This window comes from Sulfobacillus thermosulfidooxidans (assembly GCF_001280565.1).
Lineage (GTDB): Bacteria > Bacillota > Sulfobacillia > Sulfobacillales > Sulfobacillaceae > Sulfobacillus > Sulfobacillus thermosulfidooxidans_A.
Genome location: NZ_LGRO01000001.1, coordinates 503662 through 519905, shown reverse-complemented (window position 1 = coordinate 519905; position 16244 = coordinate 503662). Strand labels below are relative to the sequence as shown.

Below are 16244 nucleotides of genomic sequence, written 5' to 3'. Positions count from 1 at the left end.
AACTGATTGTCGGGCCGCACGAATTAGTCACATTTGTTTCGCCTTTTCGTTTCGTGGCGGCTTTTCAACAGGAAACCGAGACGCTAGAACAGACCATGCCTGTTGAACTTCATGAAGATCACCGACGACGTATAATTGGTAGAGAGGATTAAAATAAATCATAAATTTGCCGGGTCCTAAAGGTACAATGTATTTAATTCGGGTGGAAACATCGATGAGTCTCTGCCGAATAAATACCCCGTGGCCATTGATATCGACAAAAATTCGTTGGGAATAGAGAAACAACAGGCCGGCGAACACCAGCACCATCCCTACGGCGTACCCCATCCAAGCCCATCCTCCACCTGTTTGCAGGGCATAGAAAAACAACGCAACAAAAAGGAAAACCGTCACACCATAGAGGAGTTTAATAGGCCATGCGTAATAACCGAACAACCCAGATTTCATGACATCCTCCCACAAGAAAATGCATAAAGGATAGGTAACCATCCCCTATGCATGGAGATTACGTCCTACGTGAGAAATCCTCCAACGGTGGACATTACTCCTCCCGCAATGACCATACCCGCTCCAACTCTGTACATCGTAAGCCATGCAGGAGCCAATTCCGGAGCCGTCATTAAACCAACTGTTCCCACTAAAATACCCCCGAGGCCGATTACAACATCTCCAAAATTTCCGCCTTCATATTGAGTGATCTCCATGTCTGAAAGGGCCATCATAAACATTCACCTCCTGAAGCCATTAAAACGATAAGTTAAAAGCACTTAACGAAGTATGTGACGTCGTAACTATCGGGACAAAGTCCCTAACCCGTATCCAATCGCCGCATCACCCAATATCGATAAACCTAATCCAGCTGCTGCTAGACTAACACCTCCAGTTTCGGGAGCTAATGCTACGGCAAACGCCATTATTGCCGAACCCCACAAACCCAATCCGCCACCGACATATTCGAGTCCAGATCCAATACTACCCCCGTTCATAGTCATTTCATCTATATTTAGACACTGTAGGGACTCCACCTAAAATCACCTCTTTTGTGTAAATTCTCCTAATTTCTTCTCGATATTGGTTAAAAATCCTCCTAATTTACTGATTACGGTGTAGAATATTAATCGACCTATTGCGACAAAACTAGACAGACTCTGGTAGGAGAACGGACACCTCCCGCTGGTAATACGCGTTCGGCTGGTCACCTAAGCCGCTCGAATGTCGGAGACTAATGCCTTGATCGCGCGACGTCATTACGTGTGGGGCACACGACGTCCTGTCAAGTGTCGGAATTTCGGGTTCAGCGATTTGTCGATCGCCCAGATGTCTGTTTGTGTGGATGCCATAGAACACTTTAAAGAATTCAACAAAATCCCTATCCACGCCCCTCCACACAATCTGCAGGCGGGGCCAAAACGCTATGAAAGGTAGCAATCCTTCGTCGATGGTACTCGGGGGTTGTCGATCAAGACGTGCTGGTTTAACCCCCTAACCCCTAATTCTGGACAAGTCGCGATTCGCTGGACCTGGAGCCTCGCGGGGCGTGATGTTGGACAGATCAGGCCAAAGGGTTATGGCGTGAGCTATTCCAGCCTATCACGCCCCGTTCTCCACCTCCAGCGAAACCATGGCCAACGCCCGTTGTGGATTCGTTTTGTCCGGGTCATTAGGGGACTTAAGAGAAAACGTTGTTCGATGACCGTCTGGCCTGTGGGTTCTTCGAGCAGTCGGCGGGCATCAAAGGAGGAGGCCGGCAGATTGGTGATGAAGACAAACGTCACCGCCCAGTCCTGTGCCGCTTGCACGCGTTGCAAGCGCTACGAAGCCACGGCATCGCGGAGGATACCCCCCGGAGCGGCCGGGCTATAATGCGTCGACAAGAGCGCAGGAAGCTTCACAACCCCATGATATAGAAATTTATTCCCTCTCATCGTTATCGTGAGCGATCCCATGCGATCAGACGATTTGTCTAGATATTGGGGGTTAAACCGTCATGCCCCTTGATGCCCAGACCCGGCAACTCGTTGTCCCGGCGGTTCATCCCCAGCCGGTGGCGGCCATGTTGGCCGCATGGGGTTTCACAGACGCGATTACCACGCCAGTGCCCCCTAGACTCTCGGGATAAATTCCACGGCTTTCACCCAGCACGTGCGAAAGAGGAGTTATTAACGAGGGACGATCCCATCCAAAGCCCCACCCGAGGCACAGTGCATGCCACGGGTGGGGTCATTTCATGCCGTAGTGGCGTGGTGCGCCATCAAATATCGGGGGCCCACGCTTCGCTTAGATGCCTGGCGGGCTCATCGGCATCTCGCGCCGTGTCTTCCAACGACCGCTGGCGCGTTTCGGGAACGCCGATCAGGGTAATCCCTGCCGCAAGCAGCCCGATGCTCGCTAAAAATCCCACGGCACCCGATTCCCCCCAGTGATGAAATAACGCGGGAAAGACAAATGCGCTGAGGGAGGCGCCTACCCGTCCGGAGGCGACGGTTACGCCTTGTACCACGCTCCGAATCTTGGTGGGGGCTAACTCCACGCCCAACATCCCCGCCGCGGACACCGATCCCGGACCGGCTTGAGATACCAGGTTGTACCCCCCATAGAGTAACAAGCTGAAGAGCGGTACGGCGTGGCTGCTTTGTTGGTAGACCCCAAACGCCGCTAACGTGGCCGCAATGCCCACGAATCCCAAGACCTGTAGAGGTTTGCGACCCCACCGATCGATCAATAGCAGGGCAATGAGGGCTCCGGGCACGACAAACGCAAATTCCATGAGCAGTTGAAACGTCCCCGGGGAGAGTCCTAACCCTTTCGCGATAAGGGAGGGACCAAAAAGAATCCCAGAATATGCTACCATATCAAAGAGAAACCATAAGACCGACGCGACGATGATGCGGCTACCATGGGTCGTCCAAAACTCGTGGAACGATCGGCGATCGGCCGAGACCGCCCAGTCCGCTGGCGGGGTGACCTGGGTCGCCTGTGTGATCACGGCTCGGGCCTCATCGGCTTGGCCCTTGATGCGGCCGAGAAACCGGGCCGTTTCAGGCATCTTACGGCGCAGGGCAATAACGGACAGGGCTGGCACGGCCCCAAATCCGAGCACTATGCGCCAAATGAGGCCGGGAGGCACGTGGGCCGCGACGAGGGCCAGGTACAAGGCCGCCGCCGTGGTGGCTCCGAGTCCCCACGTCAAGCCGAAGCCGGCAGCGATGGTTTTGCCGCGGTCCCGGGCATTGGCATGTTCCGCCATAATCACGGGCGACAGAACATAATCCGCTCCAATCCCTATGCCCATGATAAACCGCACGGCAATTAACGCGTCCACATTCGGCACGATGGCTTGGAGGATTGCCCCCACCGCCATAATGGTCACATCCCAGCCATAAAATGCTTTACGACCGCGGTTGCCCAAGAATCCAAACAGCACGGCTCCGACCGCTGCGCCAATTAAGGCGGAACCGGCTAAGAGAGAGCTTTGCAGTCCGGTTAACGAATGGACCCCAAAACTGGCCAACACCAACGTTAAAACAATGCCCACGGACGATAAATCGTAACCATCCGTGAAGACGCCCATCCCGGTAGTGATCATGGAGCGCCATTGAAACCAGTTAAAGGGCATGTGATCTAACGGGGCAAAGGCGTTTGTTGATTTTGACATCACGCTGTCACTCCTTTTCGTGAACGAAAATAGTTTGTGCGTCGCAGAACCTGGCGGCCTGTCGTCCGGGTGGCACCTGTGCCGCATTGGGATAGAACGCGGGCGGGCGGGCGGCAAGCGCTGATACCGCTATGTGTCCCCGCTGAATCCACGCGACATCCGTGAGCTCTGCTCCGGGTTTTTCGACGATTAGGGGCGGTTCAGCCATCCGAAGTCTGAGGACATCGGTGCCGGGGATCGTGTCCACGGCTAATGGGCCCGGCGTAGGATCCCAGTCCGCCCAATGCCAGTCCCGGGCGGGAGAGGATGGCAGATTGATATTCAGATAATACCCTGGGATCTGCGCCGCCCCTGTCATCCACGCCGGTAAATCACGCACGAGCACGGATACAATCCCGTCCTGAACCGGCCCATCGGCCATTGACAACGCCAAGGCTGGGACACCATACCACGCCGCTTCGCGGGCCGCCGCCACGGTGCCCGATGTCAGGACGTGCTGCCCGACATTCCATCCCCGATTGATGCCGGATACAATCCACGCGGGCCGCGGTCCCCAATACTCTGCCAGGGCTAACCGGACACAATCGACCGGAGTGCCATGCACGACATAAGCGGGGATATTTTGCGGAAACCGCGTGGGCGTAACGGAGAGCGTTCCGAGCGTGATACTATGGCTTTTTCCGCTTTGGTTAGTCGCAGGAATCCCCACCGTCACCGCAAATCCGAGCCCCGTGAGCACGGTCATCAACACCTCCAGTCCGGGGGAGGGGATGCTGTCATCATTGGTCAGAAAAACAGAGCGAGCTTGCTGCATGTCACGCCTCCTTGTGTGCGGATAATAGGGACCAACGCTGATATCCTGTGCGAGATCCTTCTCCATCCAAGTGATCAATAGAAGCCTGTGTGGCATCGTGCCAGAAGGCTAAGGGACCATTGCCTAAGACGGAAAAATAGGCCATTTGCGTCGGTTCTACCCAATAGACAAAGAATTGACTGGCACCCGTGTCGAGTGCTCCCGCACTATACTGCCAAACCTCCCGCCAAAGCCAGCGACGTGAGGCGACGTGGACATGTCCACAGCCATAGAGCACGACGTGCTCAGACTGTTTCAATATCGCTGTCAGGTCATTGAGCGTATCGCCTAAATAGTCGCGTCCTCCCAATGCGGCTAAGATGCCTTGGGCCGCGACCGGCACCAGGGGATAATGGCCAAACACCAGAGTGGGTCCGTCCACGCGCTGTAAGATGGTTGTGAGTTGAGCTAAACTGCCATCGGGGTCACCTTGGCGGAGAGAAATCGTGACCACATGGATATGATCCTGGCTCCACAGCAGCACGGGGGGTTGGCGAAACACCTGGGCAAAATGGGTTTCGGTCCAGGGACAGTGTTCGTAGGCTTCGATCGTGGGAAAGGCGGCTCCCCGCACGGGATTGGCCCCGAGATCATGGTTTCCCGCAACCACCACGTATTCACAGCCTACGCTGTCCAAAACCTGCTTTGCGGCAACCAAGGCTTCGCGCTGCGCACTGCCCGTCGAAGTGAGATCGCCACTGACGACAATTAAATCGGGTTGCACAAGGCACAGGCTGCGACGCAGAGAGTCCCAGTGCCGCGGGGTCTGGGCGAGCGTGTTCTCCCAATGGAGGTCAGACAGGTGCACGATACATAATCCCACAGGATTCCCTCCTTGTTCCGTTCGGGACGATGATCGGTATCGTCCTCTTTGACCCTATCAAACGTGTGTGATGGTCCGATAAAGATCGCGTTAACAGGCGGTGAAGATTGCGTGAGGATCGTCAGAGGGAACGAGCCGATTGGTACCCGACAACCATCTGACCGGGATGATTACCCATCGAATTCGCCACGCGTCATCGTTTAAGGAACCTGGATGAGGAATCCGGAGTCTCGCGGACTACGAACCCGAATTCCGTCGTTCCGCTCTTCACGCGGTTGACGGGGGATGGGGCCAGAGCTTTCGGGAATGCGGAGGATGACGCCGGAAGAAAAGTGAGCGGGTCACATAATCAAACGTTAACACCACGACAACGAAACCGTCATAATTCTGTGATGCAATGACTATGACGAAGGAATCTGAAAAGGAGCATCCCCCGCGATCGTGATGTGTGGATACGTCAGCCCAAGACCGATTTCCGAGTATTTTCCGGTGTGGTCCGCGATGATTCCGTTTCGGCGCTTCGACACGCTGAATCAAATGATCGAGGCGCTGGGCCAGCGGCGCCTGCGGTGTCTCGCCATTGACCCCCAAGCGTTACCCGATGCCCCCAGTTTGGCGGCGATTCTCGAAACGGCGCACCGGTACGGGGTGCCCGTGGTGTTGCTGACCCATTATCTGCAACCCACTCTGTGGCACTTGACCGTCGTGAACCGTCCGGACGCTTGGGCATCGCTCTGGACTATGCCGTCTTGTGTGCAACTCTGGCCCGCGGTCGCTCACCACGGGGATCCGGTGAGTTTGACCCCGCGCCTACGTGAGTTATTGGCGATTTTCGCGACGTATCCGGGTCGGATTTTGACGCTGTCGGCCATCAATGCCGAGGCGGTGCAACGCGGTGTGCGGCCATGGACCGCGCAGAATCTCCGCACCGTTATCGCGGCGTTGAACCAACGACTTCTGCCCCCCCATGTGCAAACGCGTCGCCACGCCGGGTATCTCTTCACGCCCTGTTCTCCGAACCGGGAATTTGTGGAGCCGGGAGGTGCCGCCAAATCCATCGATTCTCGTCCCCCTCAGTAATTAGTCCAGACTTTCTTCACCGTACTCGCTGCCAGACATTCTCGACGCGACCAGGAGAACGCTTATAGGATAACGAGAACCCCAGGCTAAATCCTATGACGAGGACACTGACCCACGCTAGTTCCCGATAGACACCGTGCATGCGCCATCTCGGAGACAGGGCGGTCGCTGCCAAAACGAGCAAAAAGCCTCACACGATAGGCAAACGTCAGGCGTTCATATCACCTCATCCAAGTCCCCCGCGCCGGCAACGGACACGACTAATGCCGCCATGAGACTCGCCCCGAGCAGTCCTAACCCCAATACGACTCGTCGGATGTGCCGAGGGAAGACAGGCGTCAATTCTTGGGCGATTGCTTGGACCCTGTTCAAGGGCCGATGGGGATGCGTGGCCTATCGCCGTGAGACGGGGATGGTTCCTGTATCTGATGGGGGTTATCGGGTATATTGCCTCGCGGGCACATTATTGGCAGCGATTGGGTGACAAGCCGTTGGGCGGGATATGGATCATCCTTTATAGGCTATCTCTGGCGTCATACGTTGGCCCACACGCATGCCAGGTATAGCGCTTCTTTTCCAGCGATAGCAGAACTGTCCAATGACGGCGTGGGTTGAACGGGCTTACAATGACCAGGTCATGAAAATATTGGGCCCGTCTGACTGAGAACCTTCCAGGTAGTGGAAAAGAGGGGCCCCCGGTCGCGCCGAAAAAAATTGGAAAATCTGAGGGAAAGTGGTGTGGAGATGAATATCAGCGACCAGGAAAAACAAGCCCTGATTTTGGCGTCATTTCGGCAGGAAGTGTCCGTCGCGGACCTCTGTCGTCGGGCGCAAGTGCCGGAGTCGACCTTCCGGGATTGGCGGGATCGGTTCATCGCGGCCGGGACGGCCGCGTTACGCCAGACGAAGCTGAGCAAAGAGGATGCGGACAAGGCGGCATTGATGAAGGAAAATGCCCGACTCAAGACGGTGGTCGCCGACCTCTCGGTCGAAAACCTCGTCTTAAAAAAGATGCTATAGGGGTTCGTCAACCCCGCATTTTGTGGATAACATCGATCCGGAGCACACGGAGAGTCAGACCGGCAGACAAATGGGCATTTCTCCCAGCTTCCGATCCCACTTCCTTCGATTGATGGACGCTTCCATCGAGAATCCTAGAGGCTCTCCCTGACAACGCGGGCTGTGGTCCCCCGATGCTGATTCGAGCTTAGGCCGATGGCGAACAAAGAACCGGGGGTTGGACCCCTCTTTTTTTCGGGTTGGGTATCCCTGGGCGGACCGGTCTCCCCCGGCTGATTCGGGTTAATGGGCGCGTCGATCGCGCGTCAGGCGGCTCCAGGTTTCTTCGCCCCGGGCGCGATTGCGCGCGTAGCGGAGTTTTTTGCGCCAATCCTGCGCTAAGGGCGGACCGTCCCAGGTCGGTGGCGCGAACACCTGGCGTTGTTGCAGCATGGCCATCCCGACGCGGAGAAATTTGTTGCCGACGGCCACCCGCACTTGCGCCGCCGAGAGTCCCCGCGCTGCCAGCCGATCAGCAAAGGCGACGAAGTAGGGATTGGGGCGCGGATGGGCCATCAGACTGTCGCCGACTTGGGTCACCGCCGCTCGTAAATGGCGATTTCCCTCCCGACTGGCCGCTCCATAGCGCCCGTGCTGTTCGCCGCTGTCGTGTACGGTCGGGTCCGTTCCGGCCAGTTTGATGGCCGTCTTGGCGCTCGGAAAGCGCTCGATGCTCCCCAATTCCCCATAAAGGTCCGCCGCACATACGACGGCAATGCGCGGAGTGGTCAACCACAGTAAGGCATCGGTTTGCACCACGAGGGCTTCCAAGTCGGCTTCATATCGAGCGATGAGGGCTTCGCAGTGCCCTAAGAGGGTGTACATGCGAAGGATCTGTTCGCGCCATACTTCGGCCGTCGCGGCGGGGAGGGGAAGGGCCCGTTGGGCCGCCATCCAAATCTGATCGAGTGTGTCTTCGGAAAAGCCCAGGTTCCTGCACTGATTGAAAACCGTGAGGTCCGTTCGCGTCTTGTCCGCAAAGTCTTCGGGGAGCGGGAAGGTTTCAATCCATTCACGCCCGGCCTGGGTCCACGGATTGAGGAGCGCGACGGGTTTTTGCGTCGGGTCCGACGCAAATCCTTGATATTCCAGCAACGTCTGATCCAGGATGCTCCGGATGATGTTCTTGCACTGGGTGGCTTGGCGGACCACGGTCCGCCGCGAGCGACTAATCGCCCGAATGGCCGCAGGAATCCCGTCCACTAGCGGCCATTCAGATCCCCGTTGGTTCAAGACACACCGGGCGATAGCCATGAGATCAATCGGGTCCGTTTTGGATCGACGCTGGTCGGCCCGACGCTCGAGGGCGGTCGCATTCGGCGAGATCACCCGAACCGTCCAGCCCCAGACCCGGAGTTCGCGCACGATGGGTTCATGGTATCGTCCCGTTGGTTCGATGCCGACGACAATGTGATCCCAGCCTTGCTGGGTCTGATGATCGGTCACCCGCTGCCGGATGTCCGCCAGACCCGTCGCATGCGAGCCGAAGACAAACGGGGGTTCCACAATCTGGCCCTGGTAATCACACAGCAGCGCCATCGAGCGATACTTCGCCATGTCAATCGCCAGGATGCCCGTGGTCGGCGTGATCGGACTCGACGACGGCGATTGGCGGCGATGAATTGTGCTATATTTGGACAAGGAAAGGCCTCCTTTCATTTCAAGGGGAAGTGGGTTCTGTCTGTATTCGTGCCCAGGGGGTCTCCATCCTCTTTCTGACTCATCCATGCGGGATCGACGATTTGGCGCGCCCCCTGTAACAACATTTCCCGCGGTGTCGTCTGTGCGCGGTGGCAGGCTTCTGGGACGAGACGGTACTCCGACCACCAATGAACAGTCACAGTCATTGGGGGATGCCAAAATCGGTAGCTGGCTTGACGGTCCTTCCCGGGTGTGGGCATTCCACGCACCTCTGGGGCCGTTCTCGCTGTCACGAGTGACAGCGGAGGTGAGTGGTGGGCATGATCTTCTGGGTACGTCGTAAATGGCTGGACCGCGAAACGACCGGGGTCCGAGCGGGGATACCCACCACTCATGACAGCCTCAAAAACCTTATTGAATTATCCACAACCCGAGATGATAGTATCAGGGGCGGAATGGGGCCTCGTCCCTGGCCAGCATTTAACGGAAGCCATTCAGCGAGACTTGGAAGCGGTCATCGAGGCCTCGCCCTGGTCGGCACATCGAGTCCTGGCCCTACTAGGGATCCCGGAAGCCCGTGATGACCGGCGGAAAAAGCGCACAGTATGGGAACATGGTGGAGGGCGACGGCCGCTCGCCGTCGCCCAGGTCAGTGCTATCCTGACCACCGCTCGAGCGCATACCGCCTATGGCTATCGCCAAGTCCATGCGGCCTTGCGATGGGAACATCCCGCCGTACAGGTGGCCCCCATTACGGTGTATCGAGTGTTGAATCGTCATGGGCTCTTGGGACCCCGCACCACGCAAAAATCGCCGCAAAAGCAACGACCGTGGGTGCGTTTTGAACGAGCCAAACCCCATGAACTGTGGCAAGTGGATGTGAGCTACTGGTACATTGAAGGATGGGGATACTATTATCTGCACACCGTCCTCGATGACCCCAGTCGATATATCATCACGAGCCGACTCTATCGCACGTATGGGGCCGACGATGGAATCCAGACGTTACAGGAAGCCTTAGCGGCGGTCCCCGCCGCGCAACGAGCGGGGGTGCAACTTTTGGCCGACCACGGAGTGACGTATATCGCGGACACGTTTCGCCAAGCCTGCCAGGCGGCAGAGGTCGAACTGATTTTTGCGTCCGTGGCGCATCCCCAAACTAAAGGAAAGCGAGAACGATGGCACCGAACCCTTCGCGAAGCCCTGGGAGATCGCGTCCATTATGCGGCAACGCCCCAGGCAGCGCAAGGGATAATCGATGAATATGTGGCACATTATAATCATCAACGGCCCCTCAGCGCATGCAATGGATATCCCCGATCTGGCGCTATAATCGCGCCGAGGCGCGGAAGATATTGGGACTATCGAGTTCCAGAGATTGCCAAACCGTATGAGCAGGAAATCAGGACGCCCACGGCGAATAATGTACTACCGCTATCACAACAAAAGAAGCACTACACACACGCATGCCAGGAAATCGATGAACAGTCCAGCCCTCCCCATGTGCAGAAACGTCTAACATGGGATCAACGGACAACACGTCTTACGTGGGTGAGCATCGGCCACTTTGTTCATCACAGACACCTTGACGCGAATCATGGGGTATCGCGAGATCCCCTTGTTGCAAACGGCCTTAAAAGGCGCGTGTTCAAAAAAAACCGAAACAAAAAACCGAGCAAATCGGTTAAATCACGCGAAAGGATGCGCTAGCGAAATTCCACGAAGCGTGGACAACCTCCGTTTGCGGAAATCATCCTTGCCGTTTTGGGGACATGTCGGTGGCCCTTGTGGGGAGTGTAGACCCACCTCTAACACCAGGAACATCCTGGCAATCAAGGCTCCGGAATTTCCACCGAACCCTTGGACTCAATCCGCCGGCGTCTCCAATCACCCAGGTCCGACCCACATCCACCGCGACCCGCACCGTCTGACCACGCTCGAGGGGCCGGTTGTGATGGCACACGAGGGACTGCAGTTCGTCCAAAATCGCAAGGTCAATTTGCCAGTGGCTCCCCGCATAGGTGGACGACCGGACCACGGCTGGAAATGTGCAGGCGGCCTCCGACTGCCCGGAACTTTCCTCGTCCAGCACCTCGAGGTTTTCCGGTCGGATCACCCAGGCTCCGGAGGCGGAACCGCCAGCGCGGATCAGGCCCGGGACGGTGGCCCGCGTGCCGTCGGGAAGTTCGATAGCGATGCGGTCTCCCCCGGTCTCGTCCCGAATCGTCACGGGCAGCACGGAGGCCGGGCCGATAAATTGGGCCGCAAACACGGTGTGAGGAGTGCGGTAGACGGCCTCGGGAGGTGCCACCTGGACCAGACGCCCCTCATTAATGATGGCTAGCCGATCCGCCAGCGCGAGCGCCTCCAAACGGTCATGGGTGACGTAGATGGCCGTGACCCGTTCATGACGCAGTATCTCCTTGAGCTCGATCCGCATTTGCTCACGCAGTTTCGCGTCGAGATTGCTCATCGGCTCGTCCAACAGTATGAGCCGCGTTCTTGGCGCAAGCGCCCGGGCAATCGCCACCCGCTGACGCTGCCCTCCCGAAAGCTCGTGCGGGTAGCGCGCCCCGTATCCTTCGAGATGCACCAGGCGGAGCACCTCATCCACCCGCGCCCGTCGCTGCTCGCGCGGCACCCGCTTCATGCGCAGGGGAAACTCGAGCGTTTCCGCTACGGTCATATGCGGCCAAAGCGCAAAATCCTGAAATACAAATCCGATATGGCGATCTTCCGGCGCGCGGGCGTACCCGGGACGAGACAATACCTCGTCTCCCAGCCGGATCTCACCGCCGCTCGGGGCAAGAATGCCGGCCACGAGTGAGACCAAGGTCGTTTTCCCACTGCCGGACGGGCCGAGGAGGGCCAGGAGCTCTCCCTCCCGGACCTCGAGATTAAGGCCTCGAAGCGCCACGGTATTGCCGTAGTGATAGGTGAGGTCGCGGATGACGAGACTCAAACGGTTTCTACCTCCCTCGAGCAAGAATGCCGGTTGCCGGAACGGACCCCACCGGCTGCGCACGTGGATTGATGAGGGTGCTTATGCCAAGCGCCACTGCCCCAACGGCAGCCGTTGACATAACCGTGAGCGCGGCGCCGACCCCAAACTCCGTCGCGTGGAACTGATGGACGATGGATACTGCGAGCGTGGGCTCCCCGGGTGGATAGAGAAGCTGTGAGACCGGCAGTTCGAAAATGACTCCGGTAAAGAGCATGAGCCACACTCGGAGCCAGGTGTCGCGGAGCATCGGCACGATGATGTAGCGCATCTGCTGCAGGAGCCCCGCTCCCGACATCCGGGCGGCGTCCACCGCTCCTTCCGGAACCTGCGCAATGCTTCCGGTCACCACGCGCACGGCATAGGGAAGCCCTCCAGCCACATAGGCGAGCCCTAGCATCACAGGCGTGCCATACACGTGCAGCTGACGGAGGAGAGGCGCGTTCCACATAAATATGTATCCGGCTCCCAGCACGATCCCCGGAACGGCGATGGCGGTCATGAGGAAGATCTGAAGAACCGTCGTGAGCCAAGTTGACCGACGTCTCCATGCCAGCGAGATAACAAGCGTGGCCAAGATACCGAGGGACGCTGCTGCCAGCCCGTAGGCCAGGGAGCGCACGAAGGACCCCGTCCCGTAGGGAACCTGCCACGCGGCCCTATAGTTGGCGAACGTCAAGTGCGCATCAGTCGTGATGACCCCGCCCGCTCCGCTCGGTAGGAAACTGGCGATGACCGTGGTCCCAGCCGGGATTCCGAATCCCACAACGATGAGTGCCATCGCTGCCGACAAGGCGACCCATCGCCGCCTGCCGAGCGTCACCGGCACCAGGGTCTTGTTGCCGCCCCAACGGGTCGCGTAGGATCGGCGGCCGCTCACGTAGCGCTGAAACATCTGCGCCACGAAGACCGACGCCACCAGTAAGAGAGATGCGGCGGCCGCCTCCGAGAAGTTTACCGGGAAGGTCTCGAGCGCGGCGTAGATCGCGAAGGTAGCGAGCGGGAAGCTTGCCGTCTGGGCCAGCGTGGCGGCAATCCCAAAGTCACTCAGCACCTCGGCAAACACGATGAGGCCTCCGGCGAGTACGGCCGGAAAGATGAGCGGCAGAAGAACTCGCGTCCATACCTTGAGTGAACTCGCCCCGGACAGTCGGGCCGCATGCACCACATCCTGCCCGACTCCCTCGAGCGCCGAGGCCACGGCTATCGTAGAGAACGGAAAGAGTTTCAGTGACAGAACCAGCATCACACCCACCGGCGAGAGGAGCGTCCGGGTCAGGATTCCGCCCAAAAGTGCATGGGTGAGTCCCCCGGGATCCAAGAGAAGTTCCCAGCCCTGGGCCAAAAGGAAGGAGGGCGCAATCAATATGAGCCACACCAGTGCCCAGAGAAATCCTTTGACCGGAATGTCGGTTAGAGCGAGAAGGTAGGCTACCACCGTACCAAGAAGGGAAGCGAAAACCGCGGTCGAGGCTGCGAGCAAAAGAGAATTAAGGCCAGACCGGAGCGTGTAGGGGTCTGTGATTAGGCTCTTTAAGCCGCTAAGCGAGAACGCGAGGCTTGGCGGCACATTGAAGACGTTCGGCAAAAACGCCTGCACCAGCAAAAAAATGAGCGGCATCACTACGAGGCCGACCACGATTACGGCCGCCGCGAGGGAGAGCCCTGCCTCGCCGAGACCGATGCGCCGCCGAGGACGGGATCCTCGAGGCCCCGGCTTCCCCATCCGGAGACTCATCAGCGCACCACGTTGTTTTCGAACCATGTGACCCACGCACTTTCGTGTTCTCCGGCCCAGACCGGGTTCAGGAAAATCCATTTGACGCCGTTACGCGAGACGAGCGGCTTCACTTCATTCGTGACCGGCTGGAACAGGGAGTCGGATCCAGCGGCCTGGATATCCTGCATGGTCTTCTGGCCCTTTTGGCCGAGGACGAAGTTGACGAACTCCTTGGCGGCCTGCATGTCGGGCGCCTTGGCATTGATGGCGACGTCGGAGGGCAACATCGTCACACCCGACGGCGGGTACACGACCTGCACCGGGTCCTTGGCGAGCTTGGCGCCAAGCTCCGCCGAATCCTGGAAGATGGCCGCCTTGATGGTTCCGTCGAGAAGGGCCTGAAGGGTCGCCCCGTTGGTTGCGTAGATCTTGAGCCCATTGTTATGAAGCGACGTAAAAAACTTCTCGCCGTTCGCAACCCCGTACTCCTTGAAGAAACCTGCGATAAACGGGTAGGTAGGACCCGAGATGGCCGGGTTGTTCATGCCCACCGCACCTCTGAAAGCCGGTCTCAGGAGATCGCTCCACGTCTTCGGCGCCTGCCTCGGCGGGACCAGCTTGGTATTGTAGATGATGGCCCCGGCTGCCGTCACCCCGGTCGGAAAGTACGCGTGGTTCACGGGCAGCAATGACCGCCCAAGGGAGTTGTAGTGGCTTAGATTGGGCGGACTGTAGCCGGTCAGAAGCTGTCCCGACGCAGCCATGCTGGCCATAGGGCCGTTGCCGTCGAACCAGATGACATCCCATCTGGGATTGGTCTTCTCGGCCGCCACCTTGGCGAGCAGGGGTCCGGTCGACATGTCGGACAACTCAACTTTAATCCCCGTCGCCCTTTGAAATGCAGCGGCTTCGGCTGCATCGTATCCCTGGGCTGAATAAAGGACGAGCTTTTGGGACTCTTTCTGGGTCGCCGCGGCCGCAGAGCTCGCCCCACAACCCGCCGCCAGAAGAGTCAATCCACCCAAAAGAGCGCCTGCCGCGAAATATCGGTGCCACATTCTTGCTGTGTCCTCCTTATAATTCAGGATAAGCTGTTCTGGCCTAACTGTAACAAGCAACTGTTAAACTCTCGCGAAATTGTGGTTAACGAATGAGGAAGATTCGGTTAAACTGGAGCGAGGGTTTGGTAAAGATCTGTGCGACGATTCGAAGAAAAGAATAAGTGGACTTGTGTCAATAACATAGACACCCAAAACTCGTAGCCATCGGAAATCGGTGGAATCAGTACCATCCTTGGAGGAGAGGTCAGATTATTGCAGATTTCGGAAATAATTTACCATCCTGTTCGAAAACGTCCTACCACGGCCGTCGGAAATGCCTAACCACCGAGAACTGAAATTTCCTACCACGCAAAACGGAATTTTCTTACCACCATGAGGATTCTCGGGGTTTTCATATGGGATCTGAGGGCGTCGCCCTCAGATGGATAGACAAGGAGGCCCGAATGATTGCGTACACGGAGGCTTACCATGCGACCAATTCGTGATATATTACGGTTAGTGGACGAGGTCGGATTGGCGCGACGATTTTACATCCCAAAGTGACATCGATGTGCTCTATGCACTGGGACCTACGTCACCCCATTCGACGACTCTTTGATATGAAAGTTTCCTGGGAAACCGACACAGGAGCCGTGGGATTGTCGCGTCGCTGTGGCCAACAAGCCACAGCTCTATGCTCGTGTGGCGGGACGAAATTCTTTCAACACCGCCAGTGATTTCTGCCGCCGCGTTGAGGTGCTTTGGACAGTGATATCCCGTGAAAGAATGATGTGAAGTGTGAGTAGGAGATGGAATATGGAGATTCGGCAAATCACCGAGGATGATGCGGAAGCATTTTTGACCATGCAGCGCCAACTCGACCTGGAAACCGATTTCATGCTCATGGCACCGGGGGAGCGGCAAACAACCGTCGCACAGCAGCGGGACATCATTCATAAAATTCTCTCGGATGGTCGTTCTATGATATGGGTAGTGGCGGACGGCCAACGTCTGGTCGGAGCCTTGACATTTCAGGCCATGGCCCCGCTCAAGATTCGCCATACCGGGTACATAGTGGTGGGAATTCTGGCTGCACACCGGGGCCGGGGTTTGGGATCCGCACTCTTTCGGACCATGGAGGCCTGGGCACATAGCCATGAGTTTCATCGTTTAGAACTCACGGTGATTTGCGAGAACCGCGCTGCACTGAATTTATACCTCAAACAGGGTTTTATGGTTGAGGGCCTTCGGCACGACAGCATACTGCAACCCAATGGGCATTGGGTGCACGAGTATACCATGGTTAAACTTCTATAAAATTCTTCGGAGCCGTATATTGCAATCGGAAATTTTACGCACGTCTCCAACTGTC

At 57.5% G+C, this 16244-nt stretch carries 17 protein-coding genes; 5 read left to right on the top strand and 12 right to left on the bottom strand.

The features are described from left to right. Positions 1-27 precede the first annotated feature (27 nt). From AOA63_RS02680 to AOA63_RS02665, 4 genes are all read right to left on the bottom strand, one after another. Entirely contained in the window at positions 28-447 is a 420-nt protein-coding gene (locus tag AOA63_RS02680) for a hypothetical protein (RefSeq protein WP_053958269.1), read from the bottom strand. 65 nt (positions 448-512) lie between these two features. Continuing rightward, positions 513-722: a hypothetical protein gene (locus AOA63_RS02675; RefSeq protein WP_053958268.1), complete on the bottom strand. Its 210-nt coding sequence runs from the start codon at positions 720-722 to the stop codon at positions 513-515. A gap of 69 nt (positions 723-791) precedes the next feature. Then, positions 792-992 carry a hypothetical protein gene (locus tag AOA63_RS02670; protein WP_053958267.1) on the bottom strand — a complete coding sequence of 67 codons (201 nt, stop codon included), beginning with the start codon at positions 990-992 and terminating at the stop codon, positions 792-794. A gap of 585 nt (positions 993-1577) precedes the next feature. Then, positions 1578-1808 carry a hypothetical protein gene (locus AOA63_RS02665; RefSeq protein WP_053958266.1) on the bottom strand — a complete coding sequence of 77 codons (231 nt, stop codon included), beginning with the start codon at positions 1806-1808 and terminating at the stop codon, positions 1578-1580. A 179-nt stretch (positions 1809-1987) separates the two neighbouring features. Between AOA63_RS02665 and AOA63_RS20335 the strand changes: the two genes are divergently transcribed. Further along, positions 1988-2119: a hypothetical protein gene (locus tag AOA63_RS20335; protein ID WP_278276927.1), complete on the top strand. Its 132-nt coding sequence runs from the start codon at positions 1988-1990 to the stop codon at positions 2117-2119. Positions 2120-2251: 132 nt separating this feature from the next. On the opposite strand, the gene AOA63_RS02660 is transcribed toward AOA63_RS20335, so the two are convergent. Genes AOA63_RS02660 through AOA63_RS02650 form a run of 3 tightly spaced genes read right to left on the bottom strand, consistent with a single transcriptional unit; the run spans position 2252 to position 5331 of the window. After that, the gene (locus tag AOA63_RS02660; protein ID WP_053958265.1) at positions 2252-3655 is read right to left on the bottom strand and encodes an MFS transporter; all 1404 of its coding nucleotides are present in this window, start codon (positions 3653-3655) and stop codon (positions 2252-2254) included. 7 nt (positions 3656-3662) lie between these two features. Further along, on the bottom strand, positions 3663-4469 hold the full coding sequence (surE, locus tag AOA63_RS02655; RefSeq protein WP_053958264.1) for a 5'/3'-nucleotidase SurE: 807 nt from the start codon (positions 4467-4469) through the stop codon (positions 3663-3665). Position 4470: 1 nt separating this feature from the next. After that, the gene (locus AOA63_RS02650) at positions 4471-5331 is read right to left on the bottom strand and encodes a metallophosphoesterase family protein (RefSeq protein ID WP_053958263.1); all 861 of its coding nucleotides are present in this window, start codon (positions 5329-5331) and stop codon (positions 4471-4473) included. 444 nt (positions 5332-5775) lie between these two features. Here AOA63_RS02650 and AOA63_RS02645 point away from each other — a divergent pair, with 444 nt between their 5' ends. Together AOA63_RS02645 and AOA63_RS02640 are read left to right on the top strand one after the other, a co-directional pair. Continuing rightward, the gene (locus tag AOA63_RS02645; RefSeq protein ID WP_053958262.1) at positions 5776-6411 is read left to right on the top strand and encodes a helix-turn-helix domain-containing protein; all 636 of its coding nucleotides are present in this window, start codon (positions 5776-5778) and stop codon (positions 6409-6411) included. A 744-nt stretch (positions 6412-7155) separates the two neighbouring features. Further along, positions 7156-7431, top strand: coding sequence for a transposase (locus AOA63_RS02640; RefSeq protein ID WP_139061473.1), 276 nt, complete (start codon positions 7156-7158; stop codon positions 7429-7431). A 282-nt stretch (positions 7432-7713) separates the two neighbouring features. Here the strand turns inward: AOA63_RS02640 and AOA63_RS02635 are convergent, their stop codons facing one another. Together AOA63_RS02635 and AOA63_RS19630 are read right to left on the bottom strand one after the other, a co-directional pair. Next, complete coding sequence (locus AOA63_RS02635; protein ID WP_053958260.1) at positions 7714-9111, bottom strand: IS110 family transposase; 1398 nt, start codon at positions 9109-9111, stop codon at positions 7714-7716. Between the two features lie 14 nt (positions 9112-9125). After that, on the bottom strand, positions 9126-9404 hold the full coding sequence (locus AOA63_RS19630; RefSeq protein ID WP_171822593.1) for a hypothetical protein: 279 nt from the start codon (positions 9402-9404) through the stop codon (positions 9126-9128). A gap of 100 nt (positions 9405-9504) precedes the next feature. Between AOA63_RS19630 and AOA63_RS02625 the strand changes: the two genes are divergently transcribed. Continuing rightward, on the top strand, positions 9505-10821 hold the full coding sequence (locus AOA63_RS02625; RefSeq protein WP_053958258.1) for a DDE-type integrase/transposase/recombinase: 1317 nt from the start codon (positions 9505-9507) through the stop codon (positions 10819-10821). Positions 10822-10861: 40 nt separating this feature from the next. On the opposite strand, the gene AOA63_RS02620 is transcribed toward AOA63_RS02625, so the two are convergent. Genes AOA63_RS02620 through AOA63_RS02610 form a run of 3 tightly spaced genes read right to left on the bottom strand, consistent with a single transcriptional unit; the run spans position 10862 to position 14890 of the window. Continuing rightward, the gene (locus AOA63_RS02620; RefSeq protein ID WP_053958257.1) at positions 10862-12073 is read right to left on the bottom strand and encodes an ABC transporter ATP-binding protein; all 1212 of its coding nucleotides are present in this window, start codon (positions 12071-12073) and stop codon (positions 10862-10864) included. A gap of 7 nt (positions 12074-12080) precedes the next feature. Next, a complete protein-coding gene (locus AOA63_RS02615; RefSeq protein ID WP_171822592.1) occupies positions 12081-13850 on the bottom strand; it encodes an ABC transporter permease in 1770 nt (589 codons plus the stop codon). Next, the gene (locus tag AOA63_RS02610; RefSeq protein ID WP_053958255.1) at positions 13850-14890 is read right to left on the bottom strand and encodes an ABC transporter substrate-binding protein; all 1041 of its coding nucleotides are present in this window, start codon (positions 14888-14890) and stop codon (positions 13850-13852) included. Before AOA63_RS02610 ends, AOA63_RS02615 begins: the two co-directional genes overlap by 1 nt. 798 nt (positions 14891-15688) lie before the next feature. Here AOA63_RS02610 and AOA63_RS02605 point away from each other — a divergent pair. Beyond that, positions 15689-16189, top strand: coding sequence for a GNAT family N-acetyltransferase (locus tag AOA63_RS02605; protein ID WP_053958254.1), 501 nt, complete (start codon positions 15689-15691; stop codon positions 16187-16189). Positions 16190-16244 lie beyond the last annotated feature (55 nt).

Coding starts and splice junctions, on each gene's coding strand:
- AOA63_RS02625 (WP_053958258.1), top strand. CDS start 9,505: ATGACAGCCTCAAAAACCTTATTGAATTATCCACAACCCGAGATGATA.
- AOA63_RS02640 (WP_139061473.1), top strand. CDS start 7,156: ATGAATATCAGCGACCAGGAAAAACAAGCCCTGATTTTGGCGTCATTT.
- AOA63_RS02645 (WP_053958262.1), top strand. CDS start 5,776: ATGTGTGGATACGTCAGCCCAAGACCGATTTCCGAGTATTTTCCGGTG.
- AOA63_RS02675 (WP_053958268.1), bottom strand. CDS start 722: ATGATGGCCCTTTCAGACATGGAGATCACTCAATATGAAGGCGGAAAT.
- AOA63_RS02670 (WP_053958267.1), bottom strand. CDS start 992: ATGACTATGAACGGGGGTAGTATTGGATCTGGACTCGAATATGTCGGT.
- surE (WP_053958264.1), bottom strand. CDS start 4,469: ATGCAGCAAGCTCGCTCTGTTTTTCTGACCAATGATGACAGCATCCCC.
- AOA63_RS02660 (WP_053958265.1), bottom strand. CDS start 3,655: ATGTCAAAATCAACAAACGCCTTTGCCCCGTTAGATCACATGCCCTTT.
- AOA63_RS02610 (WP_053958255.1), bottom strand. CDS start 14,890: ATGTGGCACCGATATTTCGCGGCAGGCGCTCTTTTGGGTGGATTGACT.
- AOA63_RS02680 (WP_053958269.1), bottom strand. CDS start 447: ATGAAATCTGGGTTGTTCGGTTATTACGCATGGCCTATTAAACTCCTC.
- AOA63_RS02615 (WP_171822592.1), bottom strand. CDS start 13,850: ATGAGTCTCCGGATGGGGAAGCCGGGGCCTCGAGGATCCCGTCCTCGG.
- AOA63_RS02605 (WP_053958254.1), top strand. CDS start 15,689: ATGGAGATTCGGCAAATCACCGAGGATGATGCGGAAGCATTTTTGACC.
- AOA63_RS20335 (WP_278276927.1), top strand. CDS start 1,988: ATGCCCCTTGATGCCCAGACCCGGCAACTCGTTGTCCCGGCGGTTCAT.